The following is a 21,732-nucleotide window of genomic DNA, read 5'->3' as shown; positions in this document are numbered from 1 at the left end:
TCTAGAACATAATGTGAATTTTAACAACTTTGAAACGTTGCGGATGTCGCCTGACGGCAAGGATTTATCTCACATTGCAAGCGAGATCACTTCTGGCAGGAAAAGAGATGAAAACGGAGAGGATAATCTGTAACTGCATCGCGGTCTGTTTCCCGGAGGCGGCGCTTGACGCGCCTGTCCGGGCTACTGGTCCGCAGACGATGATGAACCCGTAGCCCGGGTAAGCGCTGCGCGACCCGGGAAGAAAACGCACCGATACATTCATCCCGGCGTATCCCCGGGTTGCGGCGTAAACGCCTTACCCGGGCTACCGGTCCGCAGATGACGGTGAGCCCGTAGCCTGGGTCAGCGCAGCGCCACCGGGGAAGCACACCGCAGACGACGGTGAGTTGTCCGGAACCACAGACGGCGCGTTACCCGTAGCCCGGGTAAGCGCAGCGCGACCCGGGAACAGGCTATTCCTCAGCCGAGGATCGCCGTACTCAGCCGGCAGGTGCAGCAGCGGCGCCCCCGCTCGTCGAACACCGCAATTTCCCAGCTCTGGCCCTGACGCCCCAGGTGCAGCGGTCGACATTCACCGCGCACTTTACCGCTGGAAACCGCCCGGTGGTGAGTGGCGTTGAGCTCGGTGCCTACTACGCACTGCCCCTCTTCGGTCATCAACCATCCGGCCATTGAACCGAGGGTTTCTGCCAGCGCGGCGGAGGCGCCGCCGTGCAGCAGCCCGAACGGCTGATGGGTTCGCGCATCGACCGGCATTTCCGCCTCCAGTACCCCCTCTTCCAGCCGGGTATAAACGATGTCCAGATGCGCCACCATCGTATTCGCGCTGGTCGCATTAAGCGCATCCAGCGTCAGCTGACGTTTCCAGGCCATTTATGCTCCCAGCGTCGAGCCGCCGTCCACCACGATATCCTGCAGCGTGATGTGGCTGGCGTGAGGGGAGGCGAGGAACAGAATGGTATTGGCAATCTCCCGTGGACGGGCGATTTTGCCCAGCGGAATGCCCAGCTTAAACTGCTCGCCGAAGCCGCGAATACGCTGCTGTTCAGCGTCGTCGCTGACCCACAGCGTCCGCTGCATGTCGGTGTCGGTCGAGCCAGGAGAAACCAGATTACAGCGTACCCCGCTGCCCGCCAGCTCCAGGCCGACGGTCAGCGCCAGGCTCTTCAGCGCTGCTTTCGAAGCGCCGTAAGCGCTCATGCCGATACGCGGGGTATGTGCGGCGTCGGAAGCCACGGTGATAATCGCCCCGCCCTTCTGGCGGCGAAACTGCGCCATCGTCTGCTGGAACAGGTTAAACGCCCCGCCGACGTTGACGGCGAAGGTCTGTTGCCAGTCCTCCAGGCTCAGCGCATCCGTCGGCCCCATCCGTAAAATGCCGGCGGCATTGACCAGCACATCCAGCCGTTCAATGCCAGCCAGCAGGCGACCGCAGACCTGCGCCACCTGCCGCGCGTCGGCGACATCCAGCGTCTCGGTGGCGAACGGATAGCTTTCACCGTCGAACGCCAGATCGAAGCCGGTTACCTGCGCGCCGACCTCAACGAACGCCAGGGCGGTGGCGTAGCCGATCCCCTTGCCCGCCCCGGTGATCCACACGGTCTGGCCGTGAAAATCGAGTCCATTCATTATTTCACCTCGCGGGAAAGCAGCGCCCACCAGGCATCAATGGTCGGGTTTTTCGCCAGCACCACGAAGTCAATATCGCCGTGAACTTTACGCCAGCGCGCGGCGAGCGCCATCATGCGTACCGAATCCAGGCCGTAGTCGATCAGGTTTTCGTCATCCATCGGTTCATCGGATTCATCGAGCAGCGGCAGCACCAGCGCGCGCAGCGCCGCTTTCGATGCCGGCAGCGGCAGCAGCTCTTCGGTCATCACCACGCGACCGGAGCGGCCCGCCACGTAGTTGAGCGCCATCAGATGCTCTTCACGGCTGAAATCGGCCAGCGCATCAGCGACAAAGAATGGTTTAATATCGCGCATAAACGCGTCAGTCGCAGTGGTCATACAGCCGATATGGGCGTAAACGCCGGTGATGATCAGCTGATCGCGCCCCGCCTCTTTCAGCATCTCCTCCAGCGGCGAGCGATGAAACGCGCTGTAGCGCCATTTCACCAGCACCGTGTCGCTGTCGTCCGGTGCGAGCGCGGCAATCACCTGCTGCTGTTCCGGCGAACGGGTCAGGCCCGGTCCCCACATGTCGTTCAGCAGCGCGCGGTCTTCATCGCTCTGCTCTTTCGGCTGAGCGGTGTAAAAGACCGGAATATGGTTCTGTTTGCAGAACTCGCGCAGGGCGGCGATGTTGGCCACTACTCTCTCCATCATCGGGCTGTTTTCGCCCCAGAAGTTGAGGAAATACTCTTGCATATCGTGGATCAACAGCGCGGCACGGGACGGCTCAAATGCCCAGTTCACTTTGTTCGCCGGGATATCGCTGGCTTCCGGCAGCGCGTAAGCCTGTAATTTTGGGATTGCCATTCTGTCTTCTCCTTCAGCCCAGCTTGCGTTCAGCCAGCCACTGACGTAATTGTTTTTTATCGACTTTGCCCACCGGCGTCAGCGGCAGCGCATCAACGCACTCCACGCGGTCCGGAAGTTTAAATTCTGCGACCCCTTGTTCACGCAGGAAGCGGCGCACCGCCACCGCACGCAGAGGCTCTTTCACTACCAGATACGCACAGCTTTTTTCACCGAGCAGGCTATCTTCCATGCTGACCAGCGCCGCGTGGATCACCGAAGGGTGGCGCAGCAGCAGGTTTTCGATCTCTTCCGCCGCGATCTTCTCGCCGCCGCGGTTGATCTGATCTTTTTCCCGCCCCTGCACGGTGATGTAGCCCGCTTCATCGATCGAAATCAGATCGCCCGAACAGTAGAAGCCCTCGGCATCAAAGGCTTCGGCATTATGCTGCGGGCTCTTGTAGTACCCGCGGAAGGTGTAAGGCCCGCGGGTCATCAGGCGTCCGACTTCGCCGCGCGGCAGCGGATTACCGTCGGCATCGGCCACCCACACTTCGTCATCCGGGCACATCGGACAGCCCTGGGTGTTGATGATGCGCTCGGGGCTGTCGTTGAGGCGGGTATAGTTCACCAGCCCCTCCGCCATGCCGAAGACCTGCTGCAGCTGGCAGCCGATTTCCGCCGGAATGCGCGCGGCGAGGGTCGCTGACAGGCGCGCTCCGCCCACCTGCAACAGTCGCAGCGATTGCAGTTGAGCATTGCTGCCGGCGTCATGGATCTCCTGTAGCCACAGGCTGACCGCGGGGGGAACCAGCGAGGTCAGGTTGATCTGGTGCTTTTCTATCAGCGGGAAGCAGAGGGTCGCGCTCGGATCGTGCGCTAACACCACCACGCCGCCCGCGAGGAACACGCCTAATGAACCCGGCGAGCTCATCGCGTAGTTGTGGGCGGCGGGAAGCGCGTTCAGGTAGCGCGTTTCGGCGCTCACGCCGCACAGCTCGTTGCTGCGGCGAATGCTATAGTCGTAGTCGTTATGCGTACGTGGAATGAGCTTCGGCGTCCCGGTACTGCCGCCGGAAAGCTGGAAAAAAGCCACTTCGTCGGCAGGCGTCGGATGCGCAACGAAACTATCGTCAGTGCGCTCAATGGCCGCCGTCAGGCTCTGCTCGCCGTCGTCGTTCAGCAGCAGCACCACGCGTACCGACGGATGTTGCGTAACAAAAGCGTTAAGAAAATCATCATCGGCAAACAGCGCATGTGCGCGGTCGGCAATCAGTAAGGCGGGTTCAATTTGCGCGGCGTAGGCGTTCAGCTCGCTACGCTGATGGCTGAACAGCGCGTTGACCGGCGCCACGCCAATGCGCAGCAGCGCGAAAAAGGTAATATAGAATTCCGCGACGTTGCCCAGCTGCACCAGCGCCGTTTCGCCGCGCTTCAGGCCAAGACGCTGCAGCGAGGAAGCGAGGTTATCCACCAGGTGGTTGAATTCACGATAGCTGTAGCTTCTTTCGCCGTCGATAATCGCCGGGGCGTCGTTTTCCGCATGACGGGTAATCAGATGGGTTAACGGCAGATCCTGCCAGTAACCTTTTTGCCGATAGCGGGCCGCGAACGCTTCCGGCCAGCGGGTAAATTCGATCATCATCGTCCCTTATTGCAAGCCGAATACGTTCAGCATGGTGGTCAATTTGACGCCGGTTTCGCGCCACTCGCCCAACGGCGAAGAGGCCGGAACGATACCTGCGCCGGCAAATAGCCGCAGGGTGCGCTGCTGCAGGCGCGCGCAGCGGATGGTCACTACCCACTCGCCGTTGCCTTCATCATCACACCAGCCGACAATGCCGCCGAATAGCTGGCGGTCGAACGGCTCCAGTTCGCCGATCAGGCGTTTCGCCGCCTGATGCGGGAAACCGCTCAGCGCCGGAGTCGGATGCAGCAGGCAGGCCAGCGACATGGCATTCTCGTTTGCCAGCGCGGTACCCTGAATCTGCGTCGCCAGATGCCACAGGGTCGGCGTGGTGATCAGTTGCGGAGAGTCCGGCAGAGAGAGTTCGCTGCTGCGCGGCGCTAATACGGCCTTCATCGCCTGAGTCACCAGCTCATGTTCATGGCGGTCTTTTTCCGACGCCAGCAGCCTGTGCCCTGCTTCACGATCCAGCACATCGTCCGGCTGGCGGCGGGCAGAACCGGCCAGCGGAAGAGAGCTGAAATGCGCGCCTTCTTTACGCAGCAGCAGCTCTGGGCTTGCGCCCAGCAGCACGCCGCCGTCTGAGAGCGGCACGTGGAAGTTAAAGCTGGCCGGGTTCTGGGCGATCAGGCGCTCGAGCAGCGCCCCGCTATCGACTCGTTCGCGGGTGGTGATATCAATCAGGCGCGACAGGACTACCTTGTCCACTTCCGGCGTCGCGGTGAGGGCCGCCGCGCGCGCCACCATCGCCATAAAGGTATCCTGCTCGGGGATCTCCCGGCGCTGCACGACATCCATCGGATTTTGCCCCGACGCATAGCGCGCGGAGTGCTGCTTTTCAGTGCGGGAGAATGCTGTCCAGCTCGCGGGGATAAACAGCTCGGAGGGCTCGCTGGTATCGAACGGAATGGCGCCGACCATCACCGGCCTGGCGATCCCGGCAGTTCGCGCCGCTTTAAAAGCAGCGGCCATTTTTTGCTGAAACTCTCCGTTCGGATCATCGCCGTCGGCGGCGGGATGAGAGAATCGGCTAAAGCAGCCAGCGGTGGTGAAACTGCGGTACGGCGACATAAAGAAGAAGCTTTCCGGCGGCAGGGTCATTTTTTTCTCCCGAACTTCCTCAGCCAAAGACGTTTCCATATCATCCTCCAAAAACGATAAAGATATTACGAATAATTATCATTTATATTTTGGTTGGCTAACCTAAAAGGTATTGCGCTTTATGTCAACCGTACAGGTAGCATGTTGTGCGACTTATACTCGTCATACTTCAAGTTGCAGGTGTGTTGGCTGTGTTCGCTCACCCGAATCACTTACTACAGTAAGCTCATCGGGATTCGTTCACTTGCCGCCTTCCTGCAACTCGAATTATTAGGGTATAGACTTGCATCCACGCGGCGCAAAGCTGAAAATGAGAAGCATTTATCACCACTCAATCAGGATGCGAATACGTGAATTTCTCCACCTTTTGCCGCCGTACCCTCCTCGCCAGCGGCCTGGCGATTTTAGGTATTAGCTCAGCGCTGGCGGCAGACTGGCCACGACAGATTACCGACAGCCGCGGAACACATACGCTGGAAAGCCAGCCGTTGCGCATTGTTTCCACCAGCGTGACGCTGACCGGCTCGCTGCTGGCGATTGACGCGCCGGTGGTGGCCAGCGGGGCCACGACGCCCAATAACCGCGTCGCCGATGGCCAGGGTTTTTTGCGCCAATGGAGCGAGGTGGCGAAAGCGCGCAAGCTCTCACGCCTCTATATTGGCGAACCGAGCGCTGAGGCCGTCGCCGCGCAAATGCCGGATTTGATTCTGATTAGCGCCACCGGCGGCGATTCAGCGATGACGCTCTACGACCAGCTTTCCACCATCGCTCCAACGCTTATCATTAACTACGATGATAAAAGCTGGCAGGCCCTGCTGACCCAACTGGGGGAGATTACCGGCCACGAAAAACAGGCGGCGGAGAGAATCGCGGAGTTTGATAAAAAGCTAGCGGCGCTGAAAGAGAAAATGAAGCTGCCGCCGCAGCCGGTCACCGCGCTGGTCTATACCGCCACGGCCCATAGCGCCAATATCTGGACCAAAGAATCCGCTCAGGGACAGCTGCTCGAGCAGTTAGGCTTTACCCTCGCCGACCTGCCCGGCGGGCTGCATGCCAGCCAGAGCCAGGGAAAACGTCATGATATCGTGCAGTTGGGCGGGGAGAATCTGGCCGCCGGGCTTAATGGCCAGAGCCTGTTCCTGTTCGCCGGCGACCAAAAGGACGCCGACGCGATTGACGCCAACCCGCTGCTGGCGCATCTGCCAGCGGTCGAAGGCAAACGCGTTTATCCGCTAGGGACGGAAACCTTCCGCCTGGATTACTACAGCGCCGTTCTGGTGCTGCAGCGTTTAGCAGCTCTCTTTGCCTAAGCCGATCTCCCGGGGGCGGCGCAAAGCGCCTGACCAGGCTACAGGACCGCAGACCGCTGGGGAAGCGTAGCCCGGACAGATGCGCAGCATCGCCGCCGGGAAACCCAGCGGAGTTAACTTTCGCTGACCACTTCCGGGCGCTGAAAGCGGCGCAGTTCGCGTAACAGCCCCACCAGCACCGCGCCTACAATCACCAGCGCCCAACCGCTGGCGCTCGCCGAGGCCACCGGCGTCAGGATCGCGCCCAGTCCGCCGAGCAGCGCCGCGCCTATCGCATCGCCGGTCACGTTCTGCGCGGTCCACAGACCGTTGATGCGCCCGAGCATATTTTCCGGGGTCTGGGTCTGAATCAGCGTATATTGCAGCAGCGAGCTTATCGCGCTCAGCCAGCCAAACAGCGCCAGACACAGCGCGCCCAGCTCCCACACCGGCATCAGGCTGAACAGCGCAATCGCCACAAACGAGCCGACGGTGGTCGCCAGCATCAGCACGCCCGGCCTCGCCGTCTGCGCCAGTTGCCCGCTGGTCAACGCTCCGAGCGCCGCGCCGAGAGGGATCGCGGCATACAAAAGGCCAATCTGCGACGCCGACATCTGCCAGCTTCCGGCCAGCGCCGGATAGAGCACGCGCACCGCGCTGGCCATCGTCAGCAGGCCGCCAAGCAGCGCGATGCCGCCGATAAGCGGGCTGTTAAACAGAAACTTCAGCCCCGCGTTCAGCGATTTCAGCGGGTGCTCGCGCGGCTGCGGCGGCGGCGCCAGCAGCGGTAAACGCAGGAGGGTCAACGTGGTGATAAAGGTTCCCGCCGCCGCCAGGCCATAGTTCCAGGCCACGCCGCCGGTTGCCAGCAGCAGACCGCCAATCATCGGCGAAATCACCGAGCCCAGCCGCACCGTCAACATGGTGATCGCCCCGGCCTGCATCAGATTTTCCCGGCCAACCAGCGCCGGCGTCGCCGCCAGCAGCGCGGTCACGCCAATAGAAGCGAACAGACCGTCCCAGATACCGAGCAGATAGATGGCGATTAACGACGGCTCCGGCAGCATGGCGTTCAGGCACAGCCCAACGAAGCCAATCCCGCAGGTGCCGCGCGCCAGCAGGATCAAACGCTTGCGCTCATAGCGGTCGGCAAGCACGCCGCCGATCATCAAACCGACAAACATTGAAGCGCCGGTCAAGGTCACCGACAGCCCCACTTGCCAGGTCGAATGGGTCATCATCTGGATTTGCACCGGGATCGCCACGCCCAGCAGGCCAAGCGACAGGATTGAAATAAAACGAGCGATAAAGACGGCGCGAAAGGCCGGGTGAGTTTTCAACAAGCTGAGATTCAGCAGCCAGGATTGTCGGTTCATGACAGCGCCTTGTTATTATTTTCCATACCATTTTTATGGGTGCACATGCTAACATAACTGAATAGAATCGATAACGATAATTACTATCATTATCATGCCAGGGATGTAAGCCATGTCGTGTTCCACGACCGCGGCGCGCGCCTTTGCCGTGCCGGGTCTTTTAATCGTTTTAATCATCGCCGTTGCGCTCAGCCTGTTGATCGGCGCCAAACCCCTACCGTTTAGCGTCGTCCTCGATGCCTTCACCGGCACCTGCCAGAGCGCCGATTGCACCATCGTCCTTGATGCCCGGCTGCCGCGAACCCTCGCCGGGCTGCTGGCCGGCGGCGCGCTGGGTCTGGCCGGCGCGCTGATGCAAACGCTGACCCGCAACCCGCTGGCGGACCCGGGGATCCTTGGCGTCAACTCCGGCGCCAGCTTCGCTATCGTGCTCGGCGCGGCGCTGTTTGGCCTTTCCTCGCCGCAGGAGCAGCTGCTGATGGCCTTTTGCGGCGCGTTCGGCGCCTCGCTGCTGGTCGCCTTTACCGGCAGCCAGGGCGGCGGACAGCTTAGCCCCGTGCGTCTGACCCTCGCGGGGGTCGCCCTGGCGGCGGTGCTGGAAGGGCTTTCCAGCGGTATCGCGCTGCTTAATCCTGACGTCTATGACCAACTGCGCTTCTGGCAGGCGGGCTCGCTGGACGTGCGCACCCTGCAAACCCTGAAAATTGTGCTAATCCCGGTGCTGATGGCCGGTCTGGTGACCCTACTGCTGAGTCGTGCCTTAAACAGCCTGAGCCTCGGTAACGATACGGCCACCGCCCTCGGCAGCCGCGTCGCGCGGACTCAGCTTATTGGTCTGCTCGCGATTACGGTCCTGTGCGGTAGCGCCACGGCGGTGGTTGGGCCGATCGCCTTTATCGGCCTGATGATGCCGCATATGGCCCGCTGGCTGGTGGGCGCGGATCATCGCTGGTCGCTGCCGGTGACCCTGCTGGCGACCCCCGCTCTGCTGCTGTTTGCCGACGTACTGGGGCGCCTGCTGGTGCCCGGCGAACTGCGGGTTTCGGTGGTCAGCGCCTTTATCGGCGCGCCGGTGCTGATCTGGCTGGTGCGCCGCCAGCCGCGCGGAGGTGGCATGTGATTGCGCCTTCTCGTCGCCTGATATTGAGCTGTCTGCTGCTGCTGGTCGCCAGCGTGCTGGTCTCCCTGTGGGGGCTGGGTAGCGGCCTGGTGCCGTTAAGCGTTGAGCAGGTTATCTCCGCGCTGCTCGGCGATGCGCCGCGTAACGTCACCCTGGTGGTGACCGAGTGGCGACTGCCGCGCGTGCTGATGGCGCTGCTGATCGGCGCCGCCCTTGGCGTCAGCGGCGCGATTTTCCAGTCGCTGACCCGTAACCCGCTGGGTAGCCCGGACGTGATGGGATTCAACACCGGGGCCTGGAGCGGCGTGCTGGTGGCGATGGTGATGTTCGGCCAGAACCTGGCGGCTATCGCCATGGCGGCAATGGTTGGCGGTATTCTCACCGCGCTGGTGGTCTGGCTGCTGGCGTGGCGCAACGGCATTGAGACCTTTCGCCTGATTATAATCGGCATCGGCGTGCGGGCCATGCTGGTGGCGTTCAACACCTGGCTGCTGCTGCGCGCTTCGCTGGAAACCGCCCTCTCCGCCGGGCTGTGGTATGCCGGTTCGCTTAACGGTCTGACCTGGGGGAAAACCTGGCCCTCCGCGCCGCTGATTCTCTTGATGCTGGCGTGCGGGGCGCTGCTGGCGCGGCGTATGCGGCTGCTAGAGATGGGCGACGACACCGCCTGCGCGCTGGGCGTGCGGGTTGAACGCTCGCGGCTGCTGCTGATGCTGGTCGGGGTGGTGCTGACCGCCGCCGCTACCGCGCTCGCCGGGCCGATTTCGTTTATCGCCCTCGTGGCGCCGCATATCGCGCGGCGCCTTAGCGGTACCGCCCGCTGGGGGCTGGCGCAGGCGGCGCTATGCGGCGCCCTGCTGCTGGCGCTGTCTGACTACTGCGCGCAGCGTCTGTTTATGCCCTATCAGTTACCGGTGGGCGTGGTGACCGTCAGCATTGGCGGCATCTACCTTATCGGGTTGTTAATTCAGGAGTCCCGCAAAAAATGACCGCTGTAACCTCCCGTTTGCGCGGCGACCAGTTGACCCTGGCGTACGGCAAAAAAACCATCGCCGAATCGCTGAACGTCACCATTCCCGACGGCCACTTTACCGCCATTATTGGCCCCAACGGCTGTGGTAAATCGACGCTGCTGCGCACTCTGAGCCGCCTGATGACGCCCGCCAGCGGTCATGTTTATCTCGACGGCGAGCAGATCCAGCGTTACGCCAGTAAAGAGGTTGCCAAACGCATTGGCCTGCTGGCGCAGAACGCCACCACCCCGGGGGATATTACGGTCCATGAGCTGGTGGCCCGCGGGCGCTATCCGCACCAGCCGCTATTTACCCGCTGGCGCAAAGAGGATGAAGAGGCGGTCAGCAGGGCGATGAAGGCCACCGGTATTACCGATCTGGCGCGACAAAGCGTCGATACGCTCTCCGGCGGCCAGCGCCAGCGGGCGTGGATCGCCATGGTGCTGGCCCAGGAGACGGCGATTATGCTGCTCGATGAGCCCACCACCTGGCTGGATATCAGCCATCAGATCGACCTGCTTGAGCTGCTAAGCGAGCTGAATCAGCAGAAGGGCTATACCCTGGCGGCGGTGCTGCACGATCTAAACCAGGCCTGCCGCTACGCTACCCATTTGATTGCACTGCGCGAGGGTAAAATCGTCGCCGAAGGCGCGCCGAAGGAGATTGTCAACGCGGCGCTGATCGAGAAGATTTACGGCCTGCGCTGTACGATTATTGAAGATCCGGTGGCACATACGCCGCTGGTGGTGCCGCTGGGTCGAAAGTAGAGACTCCCGGCTCGCGCTACGCTTAGCCGGGCTACGGGTTCACCGCCTTCTGCGGGCCGGTAGCCCGGACAGGCGCGTCAAGCGCCGCCTCCGGGAAATGTGCCAGGTCTGAAATGCTCTGCGGTTTGCTTCCCCGGTGGCGCTTCGCTGACCGGGCTACGGGTTCACCACCATCTGCAACCCGGGAGTTCATCTATACCTGCCCCAATATCTCCCTGAGCACCGGGCCAATCGCCTCAAAGGCCTGCGGGGAGATAATATCCACGTGGGCGCAATCCTGGCTAAATACCTCCAGCTCACCGACCCACGGCCTCCAGACCCTCTGCGGATCCATCCCGGGCTGACGGGTTTTCTCCGCCACAAACAGCGTCGCCTTACCGTCAAACTTCGCGCTGTGCGCGGTGGTCAGCAGGCGCACCGCGTCGGCGTAGTTACCCTCGATCACGCGGAACAGCTCGCCGGAAGCCTGCCCCTGCTGAGCGGCAAGAAACGCCTCGCGCTCGCGGGCGATCTCCGCCAGCACCTCAGGATCCAGACCGTTGGCCTCTTTCTCCGCCCAGTTCTGCGTTTCCGGCGGCCAGGTATCCAGCAGGCCGAGAAACGCCACCGCTTCGCCGCGCTGGCGTAAGCGGGCGGCAATTCCCTGCGCCAGGGTGCCGCCGAGCGAATAGCCCAGCAGATAATAGGGGCCGTGGGGCTGCTGCGAAAGCAGGGTTTGCAGATGATGCTCGCAGACCGCATCCAGATCCGCCGCCGTCGCCATCGGTCCGTGCGGTCGCGGCGACTGAATGCCGACGATCGACCAGCGCGGGTTTAAATAACGCGCCAGCACGCTGAACTGCCAGGCAAAACCGGAGGCTGGATGGAAGCAAAACAGCGTCGGGCCCTCGCTCTCGCGCAGCGGCAGGATCGCGTCGAAGCCCAGCCGTTGCGCCTGTTCATCGCTGAGATCCGATGCCAGCAGCGCGCTCAGTTTGCCAACGGTAGAAGCGACCATCACCTGCCCCGGCGTCACCTGGCGTTGCAGTTCGCGGCCGAGCGTCGCCGCCAGACGCATCGCCAGCAGCGAATGGCCGCCGAGGGCGAAGAAATCGGCGTCGATATCGTTCACCTCGCAGCCCAGCAGCTGGCTGAACGCTGCGGCAACGGTGGTTTCAACGCCCGGCTCCGGCGGACGACCGCGGCTTACGCGGCTCAGCGTCGGCAGCGGCAGCGCTTTGCGATCCAGCTTGCCGTTGGCGCTCAGCGGCAGCGCCGGCAGCTGAATCAGCACCACCGGCACCATATGCGGCGGCAACTGTTCGCCAAGCCGCGCTTTAAGCGCCTCGGTATCCAGCGGCAGGCCGGATTCAGAAACCAAATAGCCCACCAGCTGGCGGGCATCGCCCCCGGTCGCCGCCGCCTGGTTGAAGACGCAGGCGTGAGCCACCGCCTGCGCAACGTCCGGCAGCGCCGACATTGCGCGATCAATTTCCCCAAGTTCGATCCGCTGGCCGCGGATTTTTAGCTGATCGTCGCTGCGCCCGAGATACTCGACCGCGCCGTTATCCAGCCAGCGGGCAACGTCGCCGGTGCGGTACATGCGCTCGCCCGGCGCGTAAGGATCGGCGATAAAGCGGCTGGCGGTTAAATCGGGACGCCCGAGATAACCCTGCGCCAGCTGAATGCCGGTCAGGTAGAGATCCCCCGCCACGCCCGGCGGTACCGGGCGCATCGATGCATCCAGAATACGCAATCCGGTATTCCATACCGGCCAGCCAATCGGCACGCTGGCGCCGGTTACCGCCGCCAGAGCAGGCCCGCAGGCCGGATACCAGCTGACGTCCACCGCCGCTTCCGTCGGTCCATACAGGTTATGCAACGGCGCGCCGGTCAGTGATTCCCACTCCCGGCACAGCGTTGTCGGCAACGCTTCACCGCTACAAAATACTCGTTGCAGGGTTTGGCAGGACGCGACATTTTCCGTATCCAGCGAAGCGACAAACGCCGCCAGCATCGACGGCACAAAGTGGGTGGTAGTCACGCCGTAGCGGGCGAAGAACTGCTGCATCGCCAGCGGGTCGCGATGGGCTTCCGGCTCGGCCATCACCAGCTGCGCGCCGGCGATAAACGGCCACCAGAACTCCCATACCGATACATCAAAGCTGCACGGCGTTTTCTGCGCCACCAAGTCATCGGCGGTGAGCGGATAGTGGTCCTGCATCCACAGCAGGCGGTTGACGATGGCGGTTTGCCCGACCATGACTCCTTTCGGTCGCCCCGTCGAGCCGGAGGTGAAGATGATATAGGCAGTATGCTCCGGCTGCGAGAGCGCCAGCGGCGCGGCATCCGCCGCCGCCAGCGGCTGTTGATAGCACAGGCTTTCGAGTCCGGGGATATCGCTAAAGCGCGCCCGCTGATCTTCAGAGGTAATCAACAGCGACGGCCGGGCGTCTTCCAGCATCATCCGCAGACGATCGTCGGGATAGCCGGTATCCAGCGGCAGCCAGGCGGCGCCGGCTTCAACGATGCCGTGCAGCGCCAGGGTCAGAAATACCGAACGCGGCAGCGCCACCGCCACGCTATCGCCCGGTTTGACGCCCCGCGCGCGAAGCTGTTCAGCCAACGCCACCACCTGCTGGCGCATCTCGCGGTAGCTAAACTGCCAGCGGCCGTCCGCCAGCGCCGGGGCATCCGGGGTTTTCGCCGCCTGCTCCGCCACCAGGGCGCTCAGGGTGGTGAGCGGCAGATCGACGGCGGTGGCGTTCACCCGCCGTAGTTGCTCCGCTTCCGCCGCCGATAGCATATTCACGTCGCCGCAGCGCAGGGCCGGATTATCGGCAAACTGCGCCAGCAGCGCGGAAAGTCGGGCGATATGGTTGCCCAGCGTCTGTTTATCATAACGCTGCTTATTGGCCAGCACCTCCAGAGACAGGCCACCGGCTTCATCCGGGAACAGCGCCAGCTCCAGGTCGTTGACCGGACCGGTCGCCAGGGTATGGGTTATCGCCTGTACGCCATCGATATCTAGCTGATAATCAAAAACTTTAATATTAAGCACCGGGCCAAACAGTGGTTCATCGCCCGCCGCCTTGCCGCTGTCGCGGACAATCTGTTCGGCATCATAGCGCTGATGGCGGCGCATTTTCCTCAACTGTCCGGCAAGACGCGCGGCCAGCTCCGGCAGCGTTTCCCCGGCGTCAATGGTGACTGCCAGCGGCAGAACGTTGAGCACCGGACCGGTGGCGGTGAGCGCCGCGGAGCCCATACGACGCATAAAAATAAAGCCTGCGGCATACTCCGTTCGGCTGCACAGCCGTCCCAGCCACAGGGCGGTCAGCGCCAGCGCCAGATCCGCGCGCTGGCACTGCGGCGCACTTGCCGCCAGCCGGCTAAAGACGCCGGCATCCGCCTCCAGCTTCATGCGCCAGATATCGCTGCTGGTCGCCCTTCCCGCTAGCGGCGCGTCCGACAGCGAGGCCGGGGACGGCAGCGCCTGACGCTGCGCCTGCCAGAACCGTTTGTCACGCTGCCAGGCGTCGCTGCCGTAATAGCGCTGGTACTCTTCCACCACCTCAGCAAAGGGCGTAAACGGCGAGGCGGGCGTATCTTCACCGCGCTGCCAGGCGCGATAAATTGCGGCGATCTGGCGGGTAATGGCCGGGAAGCTGAAGCCATCGACCAGCAAATGGTGGTAACGCTGATACCAGTACCAGCACTTATCCCCTACCCGCAGCAGCTGATGGCAGACCAGCGGATTACCGCCGTCCACCCGCAGATTCTGCCCGAGGTCGGCCTGCATCAGCGCCAACGCCGCGGCGTGCGGATCGCTCAACGCGCGCAGATCCCGACAGTCCGGCTCGGCAAAAATGCGATGTTCATCGACCCACTGCCAGGCTTCGCCGTTATCTTCACAAAAGCGCATGCTGAGGGTGTCGGCCTGCGACAGCCCGGTGATAATCGCCCGCCCGAGCAGGACCGGGTCAATATCGCCGCGCAGCTCAACATAGTGGGCGACGCTCCAGGCACCGGGCAGCGTCGAGAGGCGCTCCGCCATCCAGATCCCAGGCTGCGCCGCAACCAGCGGTAAACGTGTGGTCATTATCGGCTCCTCAGGACGCATGGTGGGCGGGGCTCAAGGTAGACCAGTTCGCCGCCAGCCAGGCGTTGCACGCCTCTAACGACTGCGGCGGGCACTCTACCGACCAGCCTTGCGGCAGCGCGCAGTGGCGCGGCCACAGGCTGTACTGCTGCTGCTCATTGCGCAGGATGTAAAACTGCCCTTGTGGATTGTCGAAGGGATTACTGAATTGCATGTCAAATTCCTCCTAAAGCGCGGTTTGCTACTCGTCACGGCATAAAGGCTGCCACAGCTGGATGAGCCCCGCCGTCAGCCCGCCGCGCCAGCACAGCGCATCATGCCCGCCGTCAACCTGACGCCAGAAAATCGTCTGCTGTTCCAGATGCGTCAGCAGCGCCTGGTTAGCGCGAAAAATGATCGGCTCGCGAATACCGGCTTCCAGCCAGATACGTAGCCCTTGCGGATGTAATTCGCCGCGGCTCAGGCGGTCAACCAGCAGGCCCGTCTGCGCGCCGCCGCGATGCGGCCACCAGTAGGAGCCGGACTGGCTGAGCACGCAGCCAAAGCGCTGGGGCCAGTAGAGGGCGGCGAACATCGACGCCAGTCCGCCAAAGCTCTGCCCCGCCACCACCGTGCGATCGGCGCGATCGCTAAAAGGCGCTAGCCGGTGAACCATTGGCAGCAGCTCTTCCTGTACCGCCAGCCAGAACGCGTCATTGCAGGGCAGCTCTGCGGCCCGGTGTGAGTTATCAATCGCGTCAATCAGCAGATAAACTGCCGGCGGCAGCCGTTTTTCGCGGGTTAGGCCCGCCAGCGGCGACCATACCGGCATGCTTTCGGCCCAGAACTGGCCGTCGAGCAGGATCGCCAACGGGCGCTGCTGCGGCTGCGCGTCGCCGGTGGCGTAAACCCATATTCGTCTGCGGTTACCGAGCCGCTGGCTGCGCCACTCAATGCAGATCGGAGGCTGATAAGGCTCATCGCGCAGCGCCCAGCCCGGCTGCTCAGGGGCTTCCGGCAGCTCCAGCGCGGAGACCGCGTGACCGCGCCCGCCCTTCCAGCTTTGCGGATTAAGTGGGTCGGCAATCGCCCGCGGCAGCAGCTTGCGCCAGCCTTCGCGCAGCAGCGCGCGGTCCGGGCTGTCGCCGTTAAAAAGCTGAGGAGAAAAATCGTCGTCGCGCGCGGAAGGGATAAAGCAGTAGCTGCCGCGCCAGGTGGGAGAAAGCGTGGTTTGCCAGCACCAGGCATCGGTGCCGGGAATGCGCTGCAGCGTTTGCGGCACGGCGTTTTTATGATGGTCAGTCACGCCGGTAATATAAATCCACACCCGCCGGGTTGCCGAAGAGGCTTCGTCGCCCGCCGGATCGCGCCACCAGAAGGTCACCCGATACGCGTCGTCCACGGCCTCTATTTGCGGACCGGAGATAGTGCGCCACCAGTCGTCGCATCCTGTCTTATGCATTCCTTTTCAACCCTATGTTTATCGTGACATTTATCAACAAACGCATTAATAAACGCAATATTTATTGATAATATTATTGATAACTATTTTCATTTGCAATAGCGTATTAGCGCGCTGTGGGAAGCGCGTCTTTCAAAAATAAACATGTCAGAGAGGGCTCATTTAGCCAGCGACGGAATGCCTTTGCCCTCTACCGGCACTATTGATTCCGCCTCCCCTCCCGACGGGAAGGGCCTTTGGGGAAGGCGGCGACGAAAAGCAGGAATGACAATGAATAACAGGATCAAATCCCTGGCCTTGCTGGTCAATCTGGGAATCTACGGGGCTGCCTTTCCGCTGAGCGCGGCGGAAACGGCCTCCGATAGCAAAGCCGCAGCCGCTGATGAAACCATGGTCGTCACCGCCGCCGAGCAGAACCTGCAGGCCCCCGGCGTTTCAACCATTACCGCGGACGAAATTCGTAAACGCCCGCCCGCCCGCGACGTGTCGGAAATTATTCGTACCATGCCCGGCGTTAACCTGACCGGCAACTCCACCAGCGGCCAGCGCGGCAACAATCGCCAGATTGATATTCGCGGCATGGGCCCGGAAAACACCCTGATCCTGATTGACGGCAAGCCCGTGACCAGCCGCAACTCCGTACGTCTGGGCTGGCGCGGCGAGCGCGATACCCGCGGCGATACCTCATGGGTACCGCCGGAGCTGATCGAACGTATTGAAGTCATTCGCGGCCCGGCGGCCGCGCGCTACGGCAACGGCGCGGCGGGCGGCGTGGTCAATATCATCACCAAGAAGAGCGACGGCGAATGGCACGGTTCATGGAATACCTACATGAACGCCCCGGAGCATAAAGACGAAGGCTCGACTAAACGCACCAACTTTAGCCTCAGTGGCCCGCTGGGCGGCGATTTCAGCTTCCGCCTGCTGGGCAACCTCGACAAAACCCAGGCCGATGCCTGGGATATCAACGACGGACATCAGTCCGAGCGTACCGGCGCCTATGCCAATACCATGCCTGCCGGGCGCGAAGGGGTGAAAAATAAGAACATTAACGGCGTCGTGCGCTGGGATTTCGCCCCGATGCAGTCGCTGGAGTTTGAATCCGGCTACAGCCGTCAGGGCAACCTCTACGCGGGCGATACGCAGAACACCAATACCAACGATCTGGTGAAAGAGAACTACGGTAAAGAGACGAACCGCCTCTATCGCCAGACTTACTCCGTCACCTGGAACGGCGGCTGGGATAACGGCGTGACCACCAGCAACTGGGCCCAGTACGAACGTACCCGTAACTCGCGTAAAGGCGAAGGTCTGGCGGGCGGCACGGAAGGTATCTTCAACAGCAACCAGTTCAGCGATATCGACCTCGCCGACGTGATGCTGCACAGCGAAGTCAACATTCCTCTGGATCTGGTGTTCAACCAGAACCTGACGCTGGGCACCGAGTGGAATCAGCAGCGGATGAAGGATCTGGCGTCAAATACCCAGACCTTTATGGGCGGCGATATCGACGGCTATGACAGCACCGGCCGTAGCCCGTACTCGAAGGCCGAGATCTTCTCCCTGTTTGCCGAAGATAACGTGGAGCTGACCGACACCACCATGCTGACGCCGGCGCTGCGTTTCGATCATCACACGATCGTCGGCAACAACTGGAGCCCGTCGCTGAACCTGTCTCAGGGTCTGTGGGATGACTTCACGTTAAAAATGGGCATCGCCCGCGCCTACAAAGCGCCGAGCCTGTACCAAACTAACCCGAACTATATTCTCTATAGTAAAGGCCAGGGCTGCTACGCCAGCGGTAACGGCACCGGTTGCTACATGATGGGTAACGATGACCTGAAAGCCGAAACCAGCATCAACAAAGAGATTGGCCTTGAGTTTAAGCGCGACGGCTGGCTGGCGGGGGTGACCTGGTTCCGCAACGACTACCGCGATAAAATCGAAGCGGGCTACGCGCCGATTGCAAAAACGTCGAAAGGTAACGTCAAAACCGATATCTATCAGTGGGAAAACGTGCCGAAAGCGGTGGTTGAAGGTCTGGAAGGCACCCTGAACGTGCCGGTCAGCGAAACGGTGAACTGGACCAATAACATCACTTATATGCTGCAAAGTAAAAACAAGGAAACCGGCGATCGTCTGTCGATTATTCCGGAATACACCTTGAACTCTACCCTGAGCTGGCAGATTCAGGAGGATATTTCCGTACAGTCGACCTTCACCTGGTACGGCAAGCAGCAGCCGAAGAAATATAACTACAAAGGTCAACCGGCGGAGGGTTCTGAAACGGACGAAGTCAGCCCGTACAGCATCGTTGGCCTGAGCGCCACCTGGGATGTGACCAAAAACGTCAGCCTGACCGGCGGCGTGGATAACGTCTTCGACAAGCGCCACTGGCGCGCGGGTAATGCGCAAACCACCGGTAGCCTGACCGATGTTTCTTATATGGCTGGCGCGGGCGCCAATACCTATAACGAATCAGGCCGCACCTGGTATATGAGCGTCAATACCCACTTCTGATTGTCTACCGTTCCCCCGCCCTCTTCCCATAGAGGGCGGAAGGGAGAATCTGTTAACATCGCCTGATGCACATCCAACACTCGATCATTCAACTTGCCGGTCACTCGCTGCAGCGGGTGGATTTCGACCCGTTGACCTTCCAGCCTGAAGACCTCCTCTGGCTCCCGCATCATGCCCGGTTAAGCGGCTGCGTCCGCAAGCGGCAGTCCGAGCATCTCGCCGGGCGTATCGCCGCGGTTTACGCGCTGCGGGAAGTGGGTGAAAAAGAGGTGCCTGCCATTGGTGACCAACGCCAGCCCCTGTGGCCCGCGCCGTGGTACGGCAGCATCAGCCACTGCGAACGCAGCGCGCTGGCGGTTGTCTCCGCCGGGCCGGTCGGCGTTGATATCGAACGAGTCATGGTGCCTTCGCTGGCGGCGGAACTGGAAAGCAGCATCATCAATAGCGCGGAAAAAAGACGGCTGGACGCCAGCGGCCTGCCGCCTGAGCTGGCGCTGACGCTGGCGTTTTCGGCAAAAGAGAGCGCGTTTAAGGCCAGCCATTCGGCGATCCAGGCCAGGATAGGTTTCAGCGACTTTGAGGTTACATATATAAAGGAAGGAAACCTGCGGCTTCGGCTCTCCGCCGGGGAGTATCAGCTACAGTGGATTAAGGCAGGGGACTGCGTCATCACGCTCTGCGCGCCATAAAAGACGCGCCGCTGCGACAACCGGAGACGGATGGCAACCCGCTTTCAGCACCATACCCGCATTTCTGCCGGGCGGCGGCTACCGCCTTGCCCGGCCTACGAATACCGCGCTATCCTCTCGCTGCACATTTGTTGCAGGCCCGGTATCACCGGGCACGCGCTTGCCACTCGCTGATATCAGCGCATTTTCTGCGCCAGTTCGGCGACGGATGCGGCATCGAAACCGTGATGTTTACGCAGCCAGCCGCGGTCCGCCGCCGCCGCATACTCGCCATCCGGGATCCCCAGACGTTTGAGGGGGATTCCCGCGCCGGCTTCGGCCAGCACTTCCGCCACCAGGCTCCCAAGGCCGCCGTTGACGTTATGCTCCTCCACCGTAATCACCGTCTTGCACGGCTTCAGGGCCGCCAGCAGCGCGGCGGTATCGCAAGGGCGAATAGACGGCACGCTCACCACTTTGGCCTGAATCCCCGCATCGGCCAGCATCTGCGCGGCATCGACGATTTCGTGCACCGTCGATCCGGTAGCGACCAGCGCGATATCCTCGCCTTCCCGCAACGTGATGACCGCTCCCGGCACAAAGCGATAGCTTTCGTCATACAGTTCCGGCAGCGCCTTACCGTCAAGACGAACATAGACCGGCCCCTGATAGCCGATGGCGTAATCGATAATCTGTCGACATTCGCGCGGCGAAGACGGGGCGAAAATCTGGATATTGCCGAAGCCGCGCATCACCGCCAGGTCGTCAATCGCGTGATGGGTGCTGGCCAGCGGTCCGTAACTGGCGCCGGCGTTAAGGCCAAATAGCTTAACGTTGGTGTTGTTGTAGCAAACGTCGACCTTAATCTGCTCATTAGCGCGGGAAATCAGGAACGGCGCGGCGTTACAGGTGACCGCCACTTTCCCCCCCAGCGCCAGACCCGCCGCCGTCCCGACCATGCTCTGCTCGGCGATGCCCACGTTCACCAGACGACCGGGGAACTGCTTAATAAACGGCGCGATTTTGGCCGTTGAGGTGGAGTCAGCGACGACCGGCACCAGATCGACGCCGCGGTCAACCGCATCAATAAAGGCCTGAACCATCACGCTCGCCAGGTGTTCTGCATTACTCATCTTTCAGTTCCTCCAGTGCCAGTGCAATCTCTTCGCCTTTCGGTACCCGGTGGTGCCACTCCGGGCGCCCCTGGATAAAGGAAATACCGGCGCCTTTCGTGGTGTTGGCGATAACGACGTTCGGTTTACCTTCCTGCTTCAGCCCTTCCAGGGTCGCGACAACCGAGGCCATGTCGTTGCCCTGGCATTCGGTGACCGTCATCCCGAAGGCCTTCCATTTGTCGGCCAGCGGATCGGTATTCATAATTTCGCGCGTCGGCCCCGCCAGCTGGAGATTGTTCTTGTCATTAATAATGATCAGATTATCAAGGCCGTAGTGCGCCGCGGCTAGCGCCGCTTCCCAGTTACTGCCCTCCGCCAGTTCGCCATCGCCGGTAATTAAAAAGATGCGGCGGGAGCTGTTGCTTTTTTTCGCCGCCAGCGCCAGCCCCACCGCAACAGGCAAACCGTGGCCCAGCGCGCCGGTGTTGAGCTCAATGCCCGGCGTTTTCTGACGAACCGGATGACCGGGAAGATGGGAATTGGCATGCTGATAGGTGTCCAGCCAGTCAACCGGGAAGAAGCCCGCCTCGGCCAGCACGCAGTAGTAGCAGCCCACCGCATGGCCTTTCGACTGGATGTAAATATCGCGCTGATCGTCAGCAAGACGCTCCGGCGCGACGTTCAGAATGCGGAAATAGAGCGCGGTGAGCAGTTCAACCTGCGACAGGTCGGCGCCGGTGTGCCCGCCCGCAGGGCTGTTGGCGTTCAATCTGACGATATGGCGACGTACGGCGCGGGCTTTGCGCTCGAGTGCCTGGACATCATAGCTATAGGGATTCATTTAATACCTCTGAATTTATTTTCAACTTGGAATATTTATTCCGTCAGGGACTAAAAAAACCAGACATCCCCAGGCAACGCATCGTAAGACTTACGCCGCTGCATCATACTCAGGAACATTCTGCCTCCTTACCACCGGGCGTAACGTCACCCGGACACTTTTCAGTTGACCTGAAATCGCTATGAATATATATTCACTAACGACTCTTTATTCAATTATGCGGCTACTGTTCTGTTTTTGTCCATCGCTGA

17 protein-coding genes are annotated in these 21,732 nt (G+C 61.5%); 6 read left to right on the top strand and 11 right to left on the bottom strand.

Going from position 1 to position 21,732, the window contains the following annotated elements:
* Nucleotides 1-462: 462 nt before the first annotated feature.
* From entH to entC, 5 genes are read right to left on the bottom strand one after another with little or no spacing between them, the layout of a single operon-like run.
* Nucleotides 463-876, bottom strand: coding sequence for a proofreading thioesterase EntH (entH, locus tag IYV58_RS07405; RefSeq protein WP_142469751.1), 414 nt, complete (start codon nucleotides 874-876; stop codon nucleotides 463-465).
* Nucleotides 877-1,632: a 2,3-dihydro-2,3-dihydroxybenzoate dehydrogenase EntA gene (entA, locus tag IYV58_RS07400; RefSeq protein WP_142467816.1), complete on the bottom strand. Its 756-nt coding sequence runs from the start codon at nucleotides 1,630-1,632 to the stop codon at nucleotides 877-879. It abuts the gene before it with no gap.
* The gene (entB, locus tag IYV58_RS07395) at nucleotides 1,632-2,483 is read right to left on the bottom strand and encodes an enterobactin biosynthesis bifunctional isochorismatase/aryl carrier protein EntB (protein ID WP_004130335.1); all 852 of its coding nucleotides are present in this window, start codon (nucleotides 2,481-2,483) and stop codon (nucleotides 1,632-1,634) included. The genes entA and entB overlap by 1 nt, the downstream gene beginning before the upstream one ends.
* 13 nt (nucleotides 2,484-2,496) lie before the next feature.
* Nucleotides 2,497-4,104 carry a (2,3-dihydroxybenzoyl)adenylate synthase EntE gene (gene entE, locus IYV58_RS07390; protein WP_154902353.1) on the bottom strand — a complete coding sequence of 536 codons (1,608 nt, stop codon included), beginning with the start codon at nucleotides 4,102-4,104 and terminating at the stop codon, nucleotides 2,497-2,499.
* 9 nt (nucleotides 4,105-4,113) lie between these two features.
* On the bottom strand, nucleotides 4,114-5,289 hold the full coding sequence (gene entC, locus IYV58_RS07385) for an isochorismate synthase EntC (RefSeq protein WP_004130331.1): 1,176 nt from the start codon (nucleotides 5,287-5,289) through the stop codon (nucleotides 4,114-4,116).
* A gap of 311 nt (nucleotides 5,290-5,600) precedes the next feature.
* Here entC and fepB point away from each other — a divergent pair, with 311 nt between their 5' ends.
* Nucleotides 5,601-6,560: a Fe2+-enterobactin ABC transporter substrate-binding protein gene (gene fepB / locus IYV58_RS07380; RefSeq protein ID WP_195321713.1), complete on the top strand. Its 960-nt coding sequence runs from the start codon at nucleotides 5,601-5,603 to the stop codon at nucleotides 6,558-6,560.
* A 113-nt stretch (nucleotides 6,561-6,673) separates the two neighbouring features.
* On the opposite strand, the gene entS is transcribed toward fepB, so the two are convergent.
* On the bottom strand, nucleotides 6,674-7,915 hold the full coding sequence (gene entS / locus IYV58_RS07375; RefSeq protein WP_004130327.1) for an enterobactin transporter EntS: 1,242 nt from the start codon (nucleotides 7,913-7,915) through the stop codon (nucleotides 6,674-6,676).
* Nucleotides 7,916-8,027: 112 nt separating this feature from the next.
* On the opposite strand from entS, the gene fepD reads away from it, so the two are divergent.
* From fepD to fepC, 3 genes are read left to right on the top strand one after another with little or no spacing between them, the layout of a single operon-like run.
* Nucleotides 8,028-9,035 carry a Fe(3+)-siderophore ABC transporter permease gene (gene fepD, locus IYV58_RS07370; protein WP_087828685.1) on the top strand — a complete coding sequence of 336 codons (1,008 nt, stop codon included), beginning with the start codon at nucleotides 8,028-8,030 and terminating at the stop codon, nucleotides 9,033-9,035.
* Nucleotides 9,032-10,024, top strand: coding sequence for an iron-enterobactin ABC transporter permease (fepG, locus tag IYV58_RS07365; protein ID WP_004130323.1), 993 nt, complete (start codon nucleotides 9,032-9,034; stop codon nucleotides 10,022-10,024). Before fepD ends, fepG begins: the two co-directional genes overlap by 4 nt.
* Nucleotides 10,021-10,815, top strand: coding sequence for an iron-enterobactin ABC transporter ATP-binding protein (gene fepC / locus IYV58_RS07360; protein ID WP_139529631.1), 795 nt, complete (start codon nucleotides 10,021-10,023; stop codon nucleotides 10,813-10,815). Before fepG ends, fepC begins: the two co-directional genes overlap by 4 nt.
* A gap of 193 nt (nucleotides 10,816-11,008) precedes the next feature.
* Here fepC and entF read toward each other — a convergent pair whose 3' ends face one another.
* Genes entF through fes form a run of 3 tightly spaced genes read right to left on the bottom strand, consistent with a single transcriptional unit; the run spans nucleotide 11,009 to nucleotide 16,337 of the window.
* On the bottom strand, nucleotides 11,009-14,896 hold the full coding sequence (gene entF / locus IYV58_RS07355; RefSeq protein ID WP_195729511.1) for an enterobactin non-ribosomal peptide synthetase EntF: 3,888 nt from the start codon (nucleotides 14,894-14,896) through the stop codon (nucleotides 11,009-11,011).
* Nucleotides 14,897-14,906: 10 nt separating this feature from the next.
* Complete coding sequence (locus IYV58_RS07350; RefSeq protein ID WP_049113610.1) at nucleotides 14,907-15,110, bottom strand: MbtH family protein; 204 nt, start codon at nucleotides 15,108-15,110, stop codon at nucleotides 14,907-14,909.
* 27 nt (nucleotides 15,111-15,137) lie between these two features.
* Nucleotides 15,138-16,337 (bottom strand): enterochelin esterase, encoded by a 1,200-nt coding sequence (gene fes / locus IYV58_RS07345; protein ID WP_004130317.1) that lies wholly within the window; start codon nucleotides 16,335-16,337, stop codon nucleotides 15,138-15,140.
* A gap of 270 nt (nucleotides 16,338-16,607) precedes the next feature.
* On the opposite strand from fes, the gene IYV58_RS07340 reads away from it, so the two are divergent.
* Both IYV58_RS07340 and entD read left to right on the top strand, forming a co-directional pair.
* The gene (locus tag IYV58_RS07340; protein ID WP_004130316.1) at nucleotides 16,608-18,857 is read left to right on the top strand and encodes a TonB-dependent siderophore receptor; all 2,250 of its coding nucleotides are present in this window, start codon (nucleotides 16,608-16,610) and stop codon (nucleotides 18,855-18,857) included.
* A gap of 65 nt (nucleotides 18,858-18,922) precedes the next feature.
* Complete coding sequence (entD, locus tag IYV58_RS07335) at nucleotides 18,923-19,546, top strand: enterobactin synthase subunit EntD (protein ID WP_195729510.1); 624 nt, start codon at nucleotides 18,923-18,925, stop codon at nucleotides 19,544-19,546.
* A 176-nt stretch (nucleotides 19,547-19,722) separates the two neighbouring features.
* Here entD and IYV58_RS07330 read toward each other — a convergent pair whose 3' ends face one another.
* On the bottom strand, nucleotides 19,723-20,658 hold the full coding sequence (locus IYV58_RS07330) for a transketolase family protein (RefSeq protein WP_049113604.1): 936 nt from the start codon (nucleotides 20,656-20,658) through the stop codon (nucleotides 19,723-19,725).
* Entirely contained in the window at nucleotides 20,651-21,481 is an 831-nt protein-coding gene (locus IYV58_RS07325; protein WP_004130310.1) for a transketolase, read from the bottom strand. The genes IYV58_RS07330 and IYV58_RS07325 overlap by 8 nt, the downstream gene beginning before the upstream one ends.
* Nucleotides 21,482-21,732 lie beyond the last annotated feature (251 nt).

It is taken from the genome of Klebsiella sp. BDA134-6, assembly GCF_015601345.1.
Lineage (GTDB): Bacteria > Pseudomonadota > Gammaproteobacteria > Enterobacterales > Enterobacteriaceae > Klebsiella > Klebsiella grimontii.
This window is presented reverse-complemented; position numbering and strand designations above follow the sequence as displayed.